The organism is Sulfitobacter sabulilitoris (assembly GCF_005887615.1).
Classification (GTDB): Bacteria; Pseudomonadota; Alphaproteobacteria; order Rhodobacterales; family Rhodobacteraceae; genus Sulfitobacter_E; species Sulfitobacter_E sabulilitoris.
In genome coordinates this window covers 190,894-207,713 of record NZ_VANS01000004.1, presented here as the reverse complement: position 1 = coordinate 207,713, position 16,820 = coordinate 190,894, and the positions used below count along the sequence as shown (strand labels likewise).

Here is a 16,820-nt window from a genome sequence, read left to right as displayed (position 1 = left end):
GCATGAACAAACGCCAGAGCACGATCGAGATCCCGGCCGGCCTGCCGACACAGGCGCTGCGCAACGAATGCGACGCGCAGGCGATGGGGTTCGACAGCACCTCTGAGCTTGTCAGCGACAGCGCGCTCATCGGGCAGGAGCGGGCGATCGACGCGATCACCCTGTCGGCGCGGATCGGACACAAGGATTTCAATCTGTACGTGCTGGGCCGCGAGGGCATGGGCCGCCATCGGGCGGTCGCATCGCTGTTGAAGGCGGCGGCGAAACATCGGCCCACGCCCAGCGATTGGGTCTATGTCAACAACTTCGATGCAGGCCACAAGCCCCATGCGATACCGCAGCCGCCCGGTGTGGCCACGCGACTACGCACCGCGATGCAGGAATTGGTCAACGATCTGGCGGTCGACATTCCGGCCTTGTTCGAGAGCGAGGATTACCAGACCCAGCGCCGCGCGATCGAGCAGGAATTCGGCGAACGCCACGAAGTTCCGCTGGCCGAGTTCGCCGATCAGGCCAAGGCGCAGGACGTCACGTTGCTGCGCACGCCCACGGGGTTCATGCTGGCCGCGGTGGTCGACGGCAAACCGATCACGCCGGACCAATACGAGGCGATGGACGCCGACACCCGTCAGCAGATCGACCGTAAGATCGAAACCCTGCAAGAGCAGTTGGCCGGCATACTGCGGCAGGGCCCGCAGTTGGAAAAGGAGCATCGTCAGCGGCTTGAGGAGTTGCATGCGTCGATGGCCGAGCGTGTGGTGTCGTTGCGGGTGGGCGACGTGGCCAGATCGTTCGACGGGTTGCCCGCCATCGCCGCCTACCTCGAGGAGGTCCGGCGCGACATGATCTCGAACGCGGAACTGTTCCTAGAGAACCGCAACGATCACAAGACCGGGCCCTTTCCCGAGGCCATCCGCAAATACCACCGCGAACGGCGGTTTGACCGCTATGCCGTGAACGTCATGGTGTCGCACGACGGCGTGCGCGCACCACACGCCCCGATCGTGCGCGAGGATCTGCCGTCGCTCAACAATCTGACCGGCCGGATCGAATATTTCGCCGAGATGGGCACGCTGGCCACGAATTTCACCCTGATCAAGCCGGGCGCGCTGCACCGGGCCAATGGCGGATACCTGGTGCTCGATGCGCGCCGGGTGCTGACCGAACCCTTTGCGTGGGACACGCTCAAGCGGTGCCTGCAGGCCGGCGAGATCACGATCACGTCGCTGGCCGAACGGCTCAACATCACCTCGACCATTTCGCTGGAACCGGATCCCATTCCGTTGAACCTGCGGGTGGTGCTGATCGGGGACCGCAGGCTTCACATGCTGCTGACGATGCTGGACCCGGAGTTCTGCGAGCTGTTCAAGCTGCAGGCGGATTTCGAGGACGCGTTGCCACGGTCGGCCAAGACCACCCGGCAATTCGCCCAGATGATCGGCAAGCAGGCCCTGCGCGACGATCTGCTGCCGATGGGCGCCGACGCGGTGGCGGCGCTTTTGGACCACGCGGTCCGGCTGGCCGATGACGCGAAGAAGTTCACGCTGGAGCTTGGGTCGCTGGCCGATGTGATGCGCGAGGCGGATCACTACGCGCGACACGACGGGCAGAAGCGGATTGCGCGGGTGGATATCGAACGCGCCGTGGCCGAGGCCGACCGCCGCGCCGCGCGCATCAAGGACCGGATGCAGGAGGCCGTTACCCGCAAGACGCTGCTGATCGACACCGCGGGTCATGCCGTGGGGCAGGTCAACGGCCTGTCGGTCATCGGCGTGGGCACGCAACGCTTTGGCAGGCCGTCGCGCATCACGGCGCGGGCACGGATGGGCACCGGCAAGCTGGTGGATATCGAACGCGAGGTCGAACTTGGCGGGCCGCTGCATTCCAAGGGGGTGCTGATCCTTGGCGGGTATCTGGCGACGACCTATGCGCTGGATGTGCCGATGTCGCTGCATGCCAGCATCGTGTTCGAACAATCCTATTCCGGCGTCGAGGGCGACAGCGCGTCTTCGGCCGAGCTTTATGCGCTGCTGTCGGCCCTGTCGGGCCTGCCCATCCGGCAGGGTCTGGCGGTCACGGGGTCGGTCAACCAGATGGGCGAGGTCCAGGCCATCGGCGGGGTCAACGAAAAGATCGAAGGGTTTTTCGACACCTGCAAGGCACGGCGACTGACGGGGCAACAGGGCGTGCTGATCCCGGCCTCCAACGTCGATCACCTGATGCTGCGGGCCGATGTGGTCGCCGCCAGCCGCGGTCAGGAGTTTCGCGTGATCCCGATCAGGACCATCGACGAGGGCATCGAGATATTGACCGGCCGGCCCGCCGGGCGGCGCGGGCGCAACGGACGCTTTCCCAAGGACAGCGTCAATGCATTGGTCGAGGCGCGCCTGCGTGCGTTCGCCCAGACCCGGCGCGCCTTTGCCGACACCGAGCACCACGGCGACGAGGACCGGGAGACATGACCGATCCAGCGCCCACCGTCACGCGGATCCTTGTCGGCGCGACCTCTTATGCCGATGCGGCCAGCGCGCTGCATATCGCCCGGCGGCTGGTGCAGGCCCGCAACGTGGCCATGGGCGGAACCGGAAACCTTGGCGGGCTTCTGGTGCAGCAAAACGAGGTGATCGCCATTTGCGGGCTACCCAACCGCTTTGTCGTGTCGGCCAGCGGCGCGGTCGCGATGGCGCCGACGCTGGGCCAGGTGCGGCGTCTGCTGGCGGCGGACGCCCGCGCCTTTCGCGAACGCCTGGCCGAGATCGCCGGATCGCCCGGCGCCGGGTGGTCGTTCGAACAGCAGATCGGCGACCTGGTGGACCGCGCGGTCGAAGCGGCGCGGACGTGGGATGTTCTGATCTTTGGCTACCGGCGGGTGCATGCGGTGCCGGGTCAGGTTCTGGTCCTGCGGCCCGACCGCCCCGACGGCGCCGCCGCGATGCGTCTGGGGGCGACGCTGGCGCATGATCTGCGCACCGATCTGGTTGCGATCGACGTCGGCGGCGCGCCGCGCGGTCAGGCCGAGGTCGGCCACCAGACGACGTTGCGCGTGCGCGACTTCGAAACCGCGCTGGCCCGCATCACCCGCACCAACGTGCAGGCGGTGGTGGTCGATCTGGCGCATGGGCCGCTGCGCACCCACGACGACCTGCGCCAGTTGATCGAAGCCGCGCGATGCCCTGTGGTCGTGCTCGGTGCCGCGTCCGAACGCCCCGCGCTGCCCTTTGACACGCTGTTTCCGCCGGTCACGCCCAGGGGTGCGGTTCGGTGAAATCCATCCTCATGGCCACCGACCTGTCAAAGCGATCCGACGCGGGGGTGGCCCGGGCCGCGCGGTTGGCGGGCGAGCTGGGCGCGGCGCTGCACCTGATCTATGTCATCGACGACGGGCTGCCGCCGAGGATCGCACAGGCCTGTGACCAGAACGCGCGCGAGACGTTGCAGGAGCAGATCGACGCCGCGCAGCGCCTGCGCGAGGCCAAACCGCAGATCCTGATCGAAATTGGGCGGCCCTGGGATGTCATTCTGGACGCCGCGGATCAGTGTGACGCCGATCTGATCGTCGCCGGTCTGCACCGCGATCGCGGGCTCGCCGGGTTGTTCGGCGGGTCCACCCTGCACCGGATCGCCTGTACCGGTACGCGCCCTGTCCTGATGGTGAGCGAACCGCCGAGCGGCCCTTACACGCGGGCCATCGTGGGCGTCGATTTCTCTGACTGCGCCCGCCGGGCGGCGAATGCCGCGGCGGCCCTCGTGCGGGATCATCCGCTGACGCTGGTGCACGGCTATCGCATTCCGTTCGGCGCATTGGCCCGCCGCAGGCAGGCCCGGCGCGTCACGCCCGCACAGGACAAGAAGCTGATCGAGACCGAGATACACACCCGGATGTGGGAATTCGTGGCGACGCTGGACGCCCCGCACCGGGGCACCGGCGTGACGGCGCGCGAAGGCGACCCCGCCAAGGTGCTGACCGACGAGGCGCACAGGCTGCATTCCGAACTGGTGGCGGTCGGCGCGCACAGCCGCGCGTGGATCGCCGAAGCGATCATCGGCAGTACCGCGGAAAAACTTCTGTCGTTTCCGCCCTGCGACGTTCTGGTGGCGCCGCTGCGCTAGAACGCGGCCTGCGCGACATCGACCCAGACCGGCAGATGGTCCGAGGCGCGGCGCGCGTCGCGGGTCTGCAACACGCCGCCGGTTTCCAGCCGCAGGCCCGGCGACAACGCGATCCGGTCCAGCGCCGCGATCGGCCGTGCCGCGTGAAACGACCGGCCCGGCGCGTGAACGTCGAACTGCCCGGCCAGCGGCTCGAGCCCGCGCCGGTCGGACCATTCGTTGAAATCGCCCAGGATGATGGTGGGGACATCGGTATGCACGCGGTGCAGGATGGTGCGCAACTGGCGGCGGCGGTGATAGCGCGTCAGGCCCAGATGCGTGGCGATGACGCGCAGCGCATACGGATGGATCAGATCAACGCTGACCGCACCGCGCGGCTCCAGCCCCGGCAGGTCCACATGGCCGATCTCGCCCAGTTGCATCGCCTTGCGCACCAGAACGGCATTGCCATGCCACCCCAGGCTGACCGCGTTGCGCGCAAAGGGCACCACCTTGAAATCCGTCTCCGCTTCGATCAGGGCGCATTGCAGCGCTGCCGGACGGTCCCCCAGCCGGTGATCGACCTCTTGCAGGGCCACGATGTCGGCATCGAGCGCGTTGATCACCGACACGGTGCGCGCCGGGTCGAACCGGCGGTCAAGACCCTTGGTCTTGCGGATGTTGTAGCTGGCAAATCGCAACGCGTCGGGGGTTTTTTCCGGAGTCATGGCTTATATGTAGGAAGACAGACCCGCCATTCCACCACGCAAGGAGCGCATTTCGTGTTGTCGCTGACCGATCAGAACCCGATGATAAAGGCAATATGGCTATTGTTGGTGCTGGCCGTTCTGGTGGCGCTTGGCGTGGGCCGCTGGACGATGGCCTTCGTCTCTCTGGCCACGCTGGTGTTGTCGCTCATTCCCGTGGTTCTGGCTTCGAGGTTCCAGATCAGGCTGCCGCTGCCGTTTCTGGCGGCGATCACCGGCTTCGTCTTCGCCACCATCTTCATGGGCGAGGCGTTCGATTTCTACGAACGCTTCTGGTGGTGGGACCTGGCGCTGCACGGGTCGTCCGCCGTGGGCTTCGGGATCATCGGTTTCCTGTTCGTGTTCATGTTGTTCGAAGGCGACAGGCTGGCGGCGCCGCCCGTCGCGCTGGCGCTGATCACCTTTTGCTTTGCGATGACCGTGGGCGCGATCTGGGAAATCTTCGAATTCGGCATGGACGTCGGCTTTGGTCTCAACATGCAGAAATCCGGGCTGGTCGATACGATGGGCGATCTGATGATCAACGCTGTCGGCGCGCTTTTGGCCGCGGTATCGGGATATTTCTACCTCAAGGGGCAGGTCAGCGGCATCTTGGGCCATACCATTCGCCAATTCGTCGAGATGAACCGCAAGCTGTATCGGAAATCCAAGGAACGGCTGCGCAAGTGATGCCCGCCGGGGCGCCGTCAGCGGCGCATGCCGGCTTCGTAGCGGTGCAGGCGTCGTGCCAGACGGTCGCGGTCGTCAAGAAGATCGAGGATCAGCGCCACACCCCGGAGGTTCACGCCCAGATCCCGGCTGAGCCGCAACGCGGCGGTGGCGCGCGTCAGGCTGACGGCGTGGAACCGCCAGTCCGCGCCACTGCGCGGCGCGCCCTCGGCCGGTTCCAGGATCCCGTGCTCGACCAGGTCCAGAATGCGGTCCGCCGGCACGGCGCAGCTTCGGCTGAGCTGCGTCAAGGTGACGGTCTCGACGACCTCGGCCTCGATCGCGCTGGGGCAGATCTTTTTCATCGCGTCAGCCTTTCACTTTGCCAGCCATGTCGCGCATCAGTTTCGCGCGTGGGTCAAAAGCCAGTTCCTGCGCCATCCGGCGATAGAGCGCACGCGCCTCTTCGGTCTTGACGGGGGGGTTGACGATGGTCAGCACCACGATCAAGTGACCCGCCTTGCCGCCGCCCGGACCGGGAATGCCCCGCCCCTTGAGCCGCAGTTTCTGGCCCGAACGTGCATTGGCGGGGATCGTGATATCGACGGTGCCGCCCGGTGTGGGCATCTTGACCTTGCCGCCCAGCGCCGCCTCCCACGGGGTGACGGGCAGATCGAGATAGATGTCGCGCCCCTCGACCCGGAAATGCGGATGCGGGGCAAAGGCCACTTCGAGGTAGAGATCGCCCGCGGGACCGCCGCCCAGACCGGGCTGGCCCTGCCCCTTGAGGCGGATGAGCTGACCCTCGGTGACGCCCTTGGGGATACGCACCGCGATCGTGCGGTCGCGGGTGCGCACGCGGCCTGCGCGGTCCACCTCCTGCATACCCAGCGTCAGGGTGCGCGATGCGCCCTGGATCGCGTCCTCCAGGTCGATGGTCACGCGGGCCTGCTGATCCTGACCGGTCGACCGAAACGGTCCAGCGCCCGCACCCTGACGCGCCCAATCGGCCCCGGTCCTGCGCGCGGCACCGCCGCCCGCACGCGCGCCGCGCCCGAACAGGCTTTCGAAGAAATCCGAAAACACCGACGAATCCGCATCCGAGAACCCGCCGCCGGAAAACGAGAAGTCGCGGTCCCATTCGGGCGGTGCGCGGAATTGCTCTCCCTGCTGCCAGTTCTGGCCCAGCTGGTCGTAGGCGGCGCGCTTTTCGGGATCCTTGAGCACCTCGTAGGCTTCGCCCACGTCCTTGAACCTGGCTTCGGCCTCCGGCTCCTTGTTGATGTCGGGGTGGTATTTGCGGGTCAGTTTGCGGTGCGCGCGCTTGATGTCGTCCTGCGACGCGTCGCGGGCGACTCCCAGTATCTTGTAATAATCCTTGTAGTCCATTGCAGCCATCCCCGGCCCTGTTGCGGTGAACCCTACGCGGACGCAGCGCGACGCGATTTGATCCATCTCAAGGTGGCCCTTTATCCAATGGGTTACGCCTTGAGGCAGCCCAATCCAGAGGATGCGACAATGGACAATCAAAGCGTTTTGGCACTGATCGGCCCGGACTGCACCGCAGAGCAGCTTGGCCCCCTGATGGAGCGCGCGCGCGAGGTGTCCGCGCATTTGGCGATGATGCTCGTGGGTGCGTCCCCGCCGTTTCCGGCCGCCTCCTACGGATCGCCGCATTACGGCGTCATCGCCGTGTCGGACGTCTGGCAGGAGCAATATGCCGAAGGCGGCGAGGCCCTCAAGCAGAAGGGCGAGGAGATCGAAGCCTTGCTGGAGACACATGGCGCATCCGGCGATGTCAGCACGGTCTATTGCGAACCGCCGGCCATGGATGACGCCGTGGGGCGGCGCGCCAAGATCTGCGATCTTGCGTATGTCGGGCCCGATCTGCGCGCGGCACCGGCGGTGTTCGACCACGCGTTGCGCGGCGTGTTGTTCGCGTCGCCCATCGGCGCCGTGATCAATGGCATGGCGCCGAATGGTTCGTTCCTCCCGCGCAACGTCTTTCTTGCGTGGAACACCAGCCTTCCGTCAGCCCGCGCGGTGCACGCCGCCTTGCCGACGCTGCTGGCGGCGGAACAGGTCACGGTGGCTTGCTTCGATCCTGTCATGACCGAACTTCGGGACGGCGAAAACCCCGGGTCGGACCTTGCCAAATGGCTGTCGCACCACGGCTGTACGGTGACCGTCCAGCAATACCCCAGCGGCGGCAAGGAGATCGGCGCCTGCATTCAGGACCGCGCGCAGGAAACCGGGGCCGATCTGATCGTGATGGGCGCCTACGGTCACGCCCGCATGCGCGAGGCGGTGTTCGGCGGCACCACCCGGTCGATGATACAGCAAACCGGACTGCCCGTGCTGATGGCGCATTAGCGCCGTGCGATCAGCGCCCAGATCACGACGATCACATAGGCGAAACCCAGCGCCAGAAGCGTGATCCACGCATAGGTCAACACAGCAGTGCCGACCAGTGCAAAGGCCACGAGAAAGTATTTCACGTTCTCGCGCGATATGCGCGTGGTCTTGAAGGACCAGGTGGGTATGCGGCTGATCAGCAGCAGGCCCACGCCAGCCATGTAGAAGCACAAGACCACGGGCGGCACGATCACCGCGCCCTGAAAGGCGAAGGCGGCGAACATCGGCATCAGCACCAGCAACGCCCCGGCGGGCGACGGCACTCCGGTAAAGAATTCACCGGTGGTGACGGGGTCGTCGGACTTGGCGCTGACGTTGAACCGCGCCAGGCGGACGACGCAGCAGACGGCAAACACCAGCACCGCCATCCAGCCCAGCCGGTGAACATCCTGCAACGCCCAGAAATAGAGCACCAGCGGCGGCGCGACCCCGAAATTCAGAAAGTCGGCAAGCGAATCAAGTTCGGCGCCCATGCTGGAATCGCTGGCCAGCGCCCGTGCCAGCCGACCGTCCAGACCATCCAGCACGCAGGCCGCCAGGATCAGCTGTACCGCCAGCACGTAGTTGCCCGCCACGCCGTAGCGGATCGCCGTCAGACCCGCGCAGATGGCGGTGACGGTCAGCATGTTGGGCAACAGCTGAATGATCGAGATCTCGCTCTTGGGCTTGCTCATTTACGGTGCAGCCTGCGCGGGCGCGGAGACGGTCAGATCGGCAAGCACCGTTTCGCCCGCGATCATGGTCTGGCCGATCTCGACCATCGGCTCCACGCCCTCGGGCAGATACACATCCAACCGGGAGCCGAACCGGATGAGGCCGAACCGCTCTGCGGTCTGCAACTGCGCGCCGGCGCGGGTAAAGCAGACGATCCGCCGCGCCACCAGCCCGGCGATCTGCGTCACGATCAGCGACCGGCCGTCATCCATCCGGATGCACAGGCTGTTGCGTTCGTTGTCCGCGCTGGCCTTGTCGAGCGAGGCATTGAAGAACTTGCCGGGGCGATAGGCGACCGCAGTCACCTCGCCGCCGACGGGCGCGCGGTTGATGTGGCAGTTGAAGACGCTCATGAACACGCTCACGCGGGTCAGCGGCTTGTCCTCGACCCCAAGCTCGATCGGCGGAACGGCACGTTCGATCAACGACACGATGCCGTCCGCCGGGCTGACGATCAGCCCTTCGCGTTTCGGCGTGACCCGTTGGGGATCGCGAAAGAAGTAGTAGCACCAGATCGTCAGTCCGACACCGATCCACCCCAGGACATCGGCGATCAGGAACAACACCAGCGTGATCGCGGCGAAGATGGCCACGAATTTACGGCCTTCCGGGTGCATGGGTTTCAGAAACGTGTCGCGCATACGCATGGCTGCTGGTGTCCCTTTGAAAACTGGTCCCTGCCCTCTAGTGGTTTTGCGGTGCGATGGAAAGCGCCGCGAGGGCCCGCAGGACCTGCCATAGCAGGGAATGACGCAACGACGGAACTTCTTTCCGCCGCGCGCAGCCGCCAAAGGACACGCTTTGCGACAGGGGCAAATCCGTGCAACGCTGCGACGATCCAGCCACCAGCCGTCGGGACCCTTTGATCCATGAAGACCTTTTTCAGCGAAGATCACCGCCTGCATTTCCCGCAGGCGGAATTGTCGGGCGGCGAATTCGTCACCCCGTTCGAGCGCCCGAGCCGCGTCGAATACATCCGCAACCGGCTGATCAGCCGCGGCCTTGGCGCTATAGAGGATCCGGGACCGGTGGACATGGACCCGGTTCAGACCCTGCTGGATCCGGGCTACCTGCGGTTTCTGGAAACCGCGTGGGCCGACTGGAAAGCCGCCGGCATGGCGGGCGAGATCATAGCGGCCAACGTGCCGGCACGCGGCATGCACATGGACCGTGTGCCGGATTTCATCGATGGCAAGGTCGGCTACTACTGCCACGCCTCTGAAACCGCGATGACGGCGGGCACATGGGCCGCCGCGCAATCGTCCATGGCCAGCGCGCAGGCCGCCGTGCGGCAGGTGATAGGCGGGGCACGCAGCGCCTTCGCGCTGTGCCGCCCGCCGGGGCACCACGCCACCCGCGATCAATACGGCGGGTACTGCTTTCTCAACAACGCCGCCGTGGCGGCCCAGATGCTGCGGGACGGCGGCGCGGCACGGGTGGCCATCCTCGATATCGATTTCCATCACGGCAATGGTACGCAAGATATCTTTTACGACCGGGGGGACGTGCCGTTCGCGTCGCTGCATGGCGCACCGCAAGACACCTATCCCTATTACATCGGCTATGCGGACGAAACCGGGCGCGGCGCGGGCGAAGGCGCCAACCTGAACCTGCCGATGCCCCCGGGCACCCCCTATTCGACCTGGTCCGAGGCACTGGACAGCGCCATCGCCCGGATCGCCGGCTGGGGGGCGGAGGCATTGGTCGTGTCCCTGGGCGTGGACGCCTACAGGGACGACCCGATCAGCTTTTTCAAACTCGACAGCGACGATTTCACCGATGCCGGGGCGCGGATCGGGCGCATGGACCTGCCCACGGTGCATGTGATGGAGGGCGGTTACGCGATCGAAGCGGTGGGCATCAACACGGTCAATGTCCTCGAAGGGTTTCTCGGCAGGTGACACTTGGGGCTTTGCCCCAAACCCCAGGATATTTCAGAACAAGAGAAGGGCTAGATCACCCTGCTTCTCTTGTTCCGAAATATCCCCGCCGGAGGCAAACTTCCCGCGCATTCACCTATGAATGCGCGGGGCATGTCGTGCGGCGCAGCCGCGCCTTCTGGTAGTGGCCGATTACTTGCGCAGTTCCGTCCAGATCGCGGTATAAAGCTCGGTCGCCTTTTGCGGACAGGTGGGCAGGAACCTGCCCGCCGCCGCGAATTCCGCGGGAATCACGATTTCCGGCGCGGTCTTCATCTCTTCGGGCATGAACGCGTCCGACCCGGCGATGCCGTTGGCGTAGCGTGCAAAGGTCGAGATCAGCGCGGCATTCTCGGGGATCATGATGAAGTCGAGGAACTTGTAGGCTTCGTCGACGTTTTGCGCATCGGCCAGCAGGCCGACGCTGTCCATCCACAGCGGGTAGCCTTCCTTTGGATAGCCATAGGCCACGTCCGCGTTATTGAGCCGCGCGCGCATCGTGGATCCATTCCAGTTCACCGTCGCCACAAGGTCATTCGAGCTGAGCTTGTCGGTGGTGCCGTAATCCATCGAGATCCAGCTGTCCTTTGCCGCCATCAGCTTGTCGCGCACCTTTCTGAGCACCTCCAGGTCCTCGGTACAGGCGTCGCCGCCGACGTTGAAGATCGTGAGCGCGATCACGTCGTTCATTTCCGGCACCACGTTGACCTTGCCCACCAGTTCCGCCGGCGGATTGAGGAAGATCTCGGAGGTGTTGATATCGCCGTCATAGACGGAGGTGTTCACCGCCACGCCGGTCGTGCCCCACTGCCAGGGGATCGTGTAATCGCGGTTGGGGTCCCAGGCGACGTCCTTCCAGTCGGCGGCGATGTTGTCGAAGTTGGACAGCCTGGACTTGTCCAGCGGCGCCAGCAGGCCCTTTTCCACGAAGACCGGCACATAATTGGCCGAGGGCACCACCAGGTCAAAGCCCGATCCGCCGGCTTCGACCTTGGCCAGGGCGGTCGTATTGCTGTCGTAGTCGGTGATCGTCACCTCGATCCCGGTTTCGGCGGTGAATTTCTCGATCAGTTCGGGCGAGGTGTAGTTGCCCCAGTTGTACAGGTTCAGTTGCCCATCGGCGGCAGCGCCAAACGCGCCCGCCAGCAGGGCGGTTGTCGCAAGCAATACGGTCTTCATCGGTCTCTCCTTGGTTTGAAAAATCGCGGGTCAATCCCGCTTTCTGGTCATCAGGAAAAAGGCGGTCAGGATCACGATGGTCACCGCCAGAAGTACGGTCGAAATCGCGTTGACCTCGGGAGTGAGCGCGCGGCGCAACTGGCCCAGCATATAGGTGGGCAACGTATCCTGCCCCGCGGATTTCACGAATTCCGTGATGATAACATCATCCAGCGAAATGACGAAGGCCAGCATCGCACCCGCCAGTACCCCCGGCATCAACAGGGGCAGCGTGATGTGGCGAAAGGTCTGTACCGGGCTGGCATAAAGGTCGGCTGCGGCGGTTTCCATCGCGCTGTCCATCCCTTCGAGCCGCGCACGGATCGGCAGATAGGCGAAGGGCACGCAAAACGCGGAATGGGCCAGGATCAGGTAGCCCAGCCCGGTATAGCCGGTGGCGATCTTGATCGAGGCGAAAAAGATCAGCAGCGCCACGGCGGTGACGATTTCGGGCACCATCAGGGGTTGGTTGATCATCACGTAGATGATGGTCTGGCCGGGAAACTTGCCGCGCCGCGTGGTGCCCAGCGCCGCCAGCGTGGCCACGGTCGTGGCGATCATCGACGCGCTGGCGGCGATCACGAACGACCGCACCGCGGCACTCTGCACCGCCTCGTTCTCGAACGCGATGCGATACCATTGCAGCGAAAACCCGCCCCAGAGGTTGACCGAGCTTGATCCGTTGAAGGAATATATCACCAGCGTCACGATCGGCGCGTAAAGCAGCACGAAGGCCAGGATCGCGATTGCGGTGAAGCCCGGCAGGCGGGTCACGTCGAAGGATCGCCGCCTAGCCATTCGGATCATCCCGCGACGACACCCGCGTATAGATCAGCAGTGCGGCCAACACCACGATCAGCAACACCATCGACAGGGCCGAGCCCAGCGGCCAGTTCTGGCCCTGCCCGAACTGCAATTCGATGAAGTTGCCGATCATCATGTTCTTGCCCCCGCCCAGAACGCGCGGCGTCACGTAGGCGCCAAGGCTGGGCACGAACACCAGGATGCAGCCCGCCACGATGCCCGGCCGGATGATCGGCAGCACAACGCGCCGCAACACCCCCATGCGAGAGGCGTAGAGATCGTAGCCCGCCTCGATCAGCTTGAAATCGAAGCGGTCGATGGCGGCAAAGAGTGGCAACACCATCAGCGGAAGATAGACATAGGCCATCCCGATCAGCACCGCGGTATCGGTATAGAGCACCTGAATGGGTGTCTCGATCAGGCCGAGGTTGATCAGCGCGGTGTTCATCAGACCCTGATTGCGAATGACCTCCATGATGGCGAAGGTGCGGATCAGCAGGTTGGTCCAGAAGGGGATGGTGATCAGGAACAGCCAGACGGCGCGCGCGGCAGGGGTGCGCGTGGCGATGAACCACGCCGTCGGAAGGCCAAGCACAAAGGCGATCAGCGTGGTGGCCAGCGACAGTTTCACCGACCGCCAGAAGATTGACAGGTTGGCGTCGGCAAGGCTGACCGTGCCGTCAAAGATGTCGCGCTGGAACAGGATGCGGAACCACGCATCGGTCGAAAACGTCCAGCGCACCCCGGAATAATCGCCCGGCTCCAGAAAGGAATAGATCACCACGATCAGCAGCGGGCCACTGGCCGCGATCAGCAGCAGCACCAACGCCGGCAGCGACAGCAGCCAGCCGTTCAGCCCCTTGCTGCGCCGGTGTGTCTTTGCGCGCATCACTCCCCCAGAACCTGCAGGGTGCCGGCGTCGATCTGTACGCCCACGGCGTCGCCCTGTGCATGGGCATCATCGCCGCCGGCCCGCGATTGCAGCCGCGCGACCAGTGCGCTGCCGTCGCCCAGTTGCAGGTGATAATGCGTATCGGTCCCGAAATAGGTCGTCTGCGTCACGCGCGCGGGGATCGTGCCGCCCGTGCCATCGGCCGCGATGCGGATCTGTTCGGGGCGCACGGTCAGCGTCACCTCGCCCGAATGGCCGTTCAGCGGCACGGCCAGCGTGTCGCCGGTGGCCAGGCGCACACCGCCCGGCACCACCGTGCCCACCAGGAAATTCGTTTCGCCGATAAAATCCGCGACAAAACGGTTCCGCGGCCGATCGTAGATCTCGCGCGGGGTGCCCACCTGCAAAAGCCTGCCCGCCGACATCACACCGATGCGGTTGGACATGGTCAGCGCCTCTTCCTGATCGTGGGTGACAAAGACAAAGGTGATCCCGGTCTCGGTCTGCAGGCGCTTCAGTTCGCTTTGCATTTCCTTGCGCAGTTTCAGATCCAGCGCCGACAGCGGCTCGTCCAGCAGCAGAACCTGCGGCGCGGGCGCCAGCGCGCGCGCCAGGGCCACGCGCTGCTGCTGGCCGCCAGACAACTGCTGCGGCAGGCGGTCGGCGAAACTCTCCAGCCGGACCAGCGCCAGAACACGCTCGACGGTCTGCGCGACCTCGGCCCTGGATTTGCCCAGCATCTGCAGGCCGAAGGCGATGTTGGCGGCCACCGTCAGATGCGGAAACAGCGCGTAGGACTGGAACACCGTGTTGACGGGCCGCGCGTTGGGCGGGGTCGCGGTGATGTCGCGCCCCGACAGCAGGATCGCGCCGGAGGTCGGCGTCTCGAACCCCGCGATGCAGCGCAGCAGCGTTGTCTTGCCGCAGCCCGAGGGCCCCAGAAGGGTAAAGAATTCGCCCTTTGCGATGGTGATGGACACATCGTCCAGCGCGTTGACGGCTGAGGCGCCGACGCCATAGGTCTTGACGGTGTTGCGGGCCTCGACGGCGGGCGTGTCGGTCACCTGGGATCCCCTTTTCAATGTCTTACGATGGGCGCGTCATCCCGGTTTGGCAAGCAGATCGGCAATCATGGGCGGGCGGCGGTTGAACCACGGCTGCGCCTGCTCAAGTTCCGCGCAGAGCGCGATCAGGACCTCGTCATGGCCGAAGGGCGCGGCCAGGTGAACGCCCACGGGCAGACCGCCGTCGGTCCAGTGCATCGGCAACGACGCGGCGGGCTGGCCGCTGGCGTTGAAGGTGGCGCAGAAGGGCGAATAGGCGAACACGCCCTCGGGGCCGACGCGGTAGGCTTCGTAATCCTCGCTGCTGTGGTCGAACCTGCCGATGCGGGCGGGCGGCTCGGCCAGGGTCGATGACAGCAGGATGTCGTAATCGGCAAAGGCCGCGGCCATTTCGCGCCCGTAGGCGTGGACCTTGCCCACCGCCGCCAGATAGTCCGCGCCCGAAATGCCGCTGGCAAAGGCCATGGCACCGCGCGACACGCCTTCGATATCGCCCTGGCGCAGGTCGCGGCCCTTGGCCTTGAGCGTCGCGGTGATGCTGAGCGCGGTGCCGCAGGCGACGATCCTGGTCCAGGCGCGCATCATGCCATGGTGGTCGGCCTGCGGACGCGCGGGCGCGACGTGGTGGCCAAGTCCTTCGAGCAGGGCGGCGGTGTTGCGCACGCCCTGCGCGCAGTCCGGGTGTATCGCCTCTCCGGTAAAGCGCGTGTCGCAGACCCCGATGCGCAGGCGCGCGGGCGTCTGCGTGATCGCGGCGGCATATCCCGCGCCAAGGGGCGGCGCGACATAGGGCGCGCCCAGGTCCGGCCCCGCGCAGGCATCCATCATCGTCGCGCTGTCGCGGACGGTGCGCGACAGGAACCCGTCGATCGCCATGCCGGCCCAGCCTTCGCCGGCGGCGGGTCCGTCGGGAAAGCGTGCGCGCGTCGCCTTGAACCCGAAGAGCCCCGAGCTTGACGCGGGGATCCGCACCGATCCGCCGCCGTCCGATCCATGCGCCATCGGCACGATGCCGGCCGCCACCGCCGCCCCCGCCCCGCCCGACGACCCGCCGGGGGTGTGGTCGGTATTCCACGGGTTGCGCACCGGCGCGCCATAGACCGTGCTTTCGGTGACAGGGCCGATGCCGCCCTCGGGCGAGGGGGTTCGGCCAAATGTCACCATGCCGGTGGCGCGCATCCGCGCAAAGATTTCGCTGTCGTAGGAATACCGTGTGTCGCGCGTCAGGTTCGATCCGTTGTGTGACGGGAAATCCCTTGCTTCCGCGCCCAGATCCTTGATCAGAAACGGCACGCCGCGAAAGGGTCCGTCGGGCAGCCCGGCGGCGATGGCGGCGCGGGCGCGGTCCTCTTGCATCAGCACCACGGCGTTCAACGCGGGGTTCACCGCCGCCACGCGGGCAAGCGCGGCATCCAGCAGGGCGTCGGGGGTGACCTCGCCCGATCTCACGGCCTCGGCCCAGCCTGTCGCGTCGCGGTCATCAAGGGTCAGCATCGTCATCCTTTTCCCCGCACGGTCGGCCTTTGGGCGCCGGGCGGTTGTCATGCGGTGTGCGATCGCGTCGGGCGGGCCCGATGTCCGTTCGCGAAAAACGGCCCGGTCCGGCCAAGGCGATCAATGCGGCCACAATATCCGCCGCGTTCGGACTGTCGAGGACGTTATGGCCCGAGAACCGCCGATCCCCGAAGCAACGACAACGGGTCAGCGCCGCTCCGGGCGCGTGACGCGCGCGCACGGCGGTCGTCGGGGCCGCCCTCCGGCCCTCGCAAAGCTGTGATGGTCTTGCGTTTGACCTTCCCCCTGCTGGAAAGTGTAACGATACCGCGAAACGACCGGAAAACGAGGGAATCATGAAGGCATCGGGAATTGCAGGCGTCGTCGTCGTGGCCATCGGGCTGGCCTATGCCCTGTGGCCGACGCCCGCCCCCGTCCTGAACGGGGCGGAGGGGGACGCGGTGCAAGGCGGCCCCCTTGCGGATGTGACGCTGCCCGATACCCTGTCGGAAGAGGCCGTCCTCGGGCAGCGGGCGTTCGAGGCCAAATGCGCCGCCTGTCACGGGAACAATGCCGCCGGACAGGACGGGATCGCCCCGCCGCTGGTGCATGTCATCTATGAACCCGGCCACCACGGCGACGAAAGCTTTCAGATGGCGGCGGCGCAGGGTGTGCGGGCCCATCACTGGCCGTTCGGCAACATGCCGCCGGTCGAGGGCGTGACGCGCGCGGACGTCGCCACCATCATCACCTATATTCGCGAACTGCAACGCGCCAACGGAATCAACTGAAAACA

At 65.7% G+C, this 16,820-nt stretch carries 17 protein-coding genes; 7 read left to right on the top strand and 10 right to left on the bottom strand.

Annotated elements, in window-relative coordinates; translation table 11 throughout:
• Positions 1-2 precede the first annotated feature (2 nt).
• The 3 genes from FDT80_RS15135 to FDT80_RS15125 are packed head-to-tail and all read left to right on the top strand — an operon-like array spanning position 3 to position 4,110.
• Complete coding sequence (locus FDT80_RS15135) at positions 3-2,462, top strand: Lon protease family protein (protein ID WP_138663151.1); 2,460 nt, start codon at positions 3-5, stop codon at positions 2,460-2,462.
• Complete coding sequence (locus FDT80_RS15130) at positions 2,459-3,265, top strand: hypothetical protein (RefSeq protein WP_138663150.1); 807 nt, start codon at positions 2,459-2,461, stop codon at positions 3,263-3,265. Before FDT80_RS15135 ends, FDT80_RS15130 begins: the two co-directional genes overlap by 4 nt.
• Positions 3,262-4,110 carry a universal stress protein gene (locus tag FDT80_RS15125; protein ID WP_170311888.1) on the top strand — a complete coding sequence of 283 codons (849 nt, stop codon included), beginning with the start codon at positions 3,262-3,264 and terminating at the stop codon, positions 4,108-4,110. The genes FDT80_RS15130 and FDT80_RS15125 overlap by 4 nt, the downstream gene beginning before the upstream one ends.
• Here the strand turns inward: FDT80_RS15125 and FDT80_RS15120 are convergent.
• Complete coding sequence (locus FDT80_RS15120; protein WP_138663148.1) at positions 4,107-4,817, bottom strand: endonuclease/exonuclease/phosphatase family protein; 711 nt, start codon at positions 4,815-4,817, stop codon at positions 4,107-4,109. The genes FDT80_RS15125 and FDT80_RS15120 overlap by 4 nt on opposite strands.
• Before the next feature lie 54 nt (positions 4,818-4,871).
• On the opposite strand from FDT80_RS15120, the gene FDT80_RS15115 reads away from it, so the two are divergent.
• Entirely contained in the window at positions 4,872-5,525 is a 654-nt protein-coding gene (locus FDT80_RS15115; protein WP_246039974.1) for a DUF2238 domain-containing protein, read from the top strand.
• A 17-nt stretch (positions 5,526-5,542) separates the two neighbouring features.
• On the opposite strand, the gene FDT80_RS15110 is transcribed toward FDT80_RS15115, so the two are convergent.
• Together FDT80_RS15110 and FDT80_RS15105 are read right to left on the bottom strand one after the other, a co-directional pair.
• Positions 5,543-5,869 carry a chaperone modulator CbpM gene (locus tag FDT80_RS15110; RefSeq protein ID WP_138663147.1) on the bottom strand — a complete coding sequence of 109 codons (327 nt, stop codon included), beginning with the start codon at positions 5,867-5,869 and terminating at the stop codon, positions 5,543-5,545.
• A gap of 4 nt (positions 5,870-5,873) precedes the next feature.
• Positions 5,874-6,893, bottom strand: a complete 1,020-nt coding sequence (locus FDT80_RS15105) for a DnaJ C-terminal domain-containing protein (RefSeq protein WP_138663146.1) — start codon at positions 6,891-6,893, stop codon at positions 5,874-5,876.
• A gap of 129 nt (positions 6,894-7,022) precedes the next feature.
• Between FDT80_RS15105 and FDT80_RS15100 the strand changes: the two genes are divergently transcribed.
• Positions 7,023-7,877: a universal stress protein gene (locus tag FDT80_RS15100; protein WP_170311887.1), complete on the top strand. Its 855-nt coding sequence runs from the start codon at positions 7,023-7,025 to the stop codon at positions 7,875-7,877.
• Here FDT80_RS15100 and pssA read toward each other — a convergent pair.
• A complete protein-coding gene (gene pssA, locus FDT80_RS15095) occupies positions 7,874-8,593 on the bottom strand; it encodes a CDP-diacylglycerol--serine O-phosphatidyltransferase (protein ID WP_138663144.1) in 720 nt (239 codons plus the stop codon). The genes FDT80_RS15100 and pssA overlap by 4 nt on opposite strands.
• The gene (locus FDT80_RS15090) at positions 8,594-9,280 is read right to left on the bottom strand and encodes a phosphatidylserine decarboxylase (RefSeq protein WP_138663143.1); all 687 of its coding nucleotides are present in this window, start codon (positions 9,278-9,280) and stop codon (positions 8,594-8,596) included.
• Positions 9,281-9,502: 222 nt separating this feature from the next.
• Between FDT80_RS15090 and FDT80_RS15085 the strand changes: the two genes are divergently transcribed.
• A complete protein-coding gene (locus FDT80_RS15085; RefSeq protein ID WP_138663142.1) occupies positions 9,503-10,534 on the top strand; it encodes a histone deacetylase family protein in 1,032 nt (343 codons plus the stop codon).
• Positions 10,535-10,705: 171 nt separating this feature from the next.
• Here FDT80_RS15085 and FDT80_RS15080 read toward each other — a convergent pair whose 3' ends face one another.
• From FDT80_RS15080 to FDT80_RS15060, 5 genes are read right to left on the bottom strand one after another with little or no spacing between them, the layout of a single operon-like run.
• A complete protein-coding gene (locus FDT80_RS15080) occupies positions 10,706-11,731 on the bottom strand; it encodes an ABC transporter substrate-binding protein (protein ID WP_138663141.1) in 1,026 nt (341 codons plus the stop codon).
• A gap of 30 nt (positions 11,732-11,761) precedes the next feature.
• Positions 11,762-12,568: an ABC transporter permease gene (locus FDT80_RS15075; protein ID WP_212733865.1), complete on the bottom strand. Its 807-nt coding sequence runs from the start codon at positions 12,566-12,568 to the stop codon at positions 11,762-11,764.
• On the bottom strand, positions 12,561-13,463 hold the full coding sequence (locus FDT80_RS15070; protein ID WP_138663139.1) for an ABC transporter permease: 903 nt from the start codon (positions 13,461-13,463) through the stop codon (positions 12,561-12,563). The genes FDT80_RS15075 and FDT80_RS15070 overlap by 8 nt, the downstream gene beginning before the upstream one ends.
• The gene (locus FDT80_RS15065) at positions 13,463-14,530 is read right to left on the bottom strand and encodes an ABC transporter ATP-binding protein (RefSeq protein ID WP_138663138.1); all 1,068 of its coding nucleotides are present in this window, start codon (positions 14,528-14,530) and stop codon (positions 13,463-13,465) included. Before FDT80_RS15065 ends, FDT80_RS15070 begins: the two co-directional genes overlap by 1 nt.
• Positions 14,531-14,566: 36 nt before the next feature.
• A complete protein-coding gene (locus FDT80_RS15060) occupies positions 14,567-16,024 on the bottom strand; it encodes an amidase (protein ID WP_212733864.1) in 1,458 nt (485 codons plus the stop codon).
• Positions 16,025-16,380: 356 nt separating this feature from the next.
• Here FDT80_RS15060 and FDT80_RS15055 point away from each other — a divergent pair, with 356 nt between their 5' ends.
• Complete coding sequence (locus FDT80_RS15055) at positions 16,381-16,815, top strand: c-type cytochrome (RefSeq protein ID WP_138663136.1); 435 nt, start codon at positions 16,381-16,383, stop codon at positions 16,813-16,815.
• Positions 16,816-16,820: the final 5 nt, after the last annotated feature.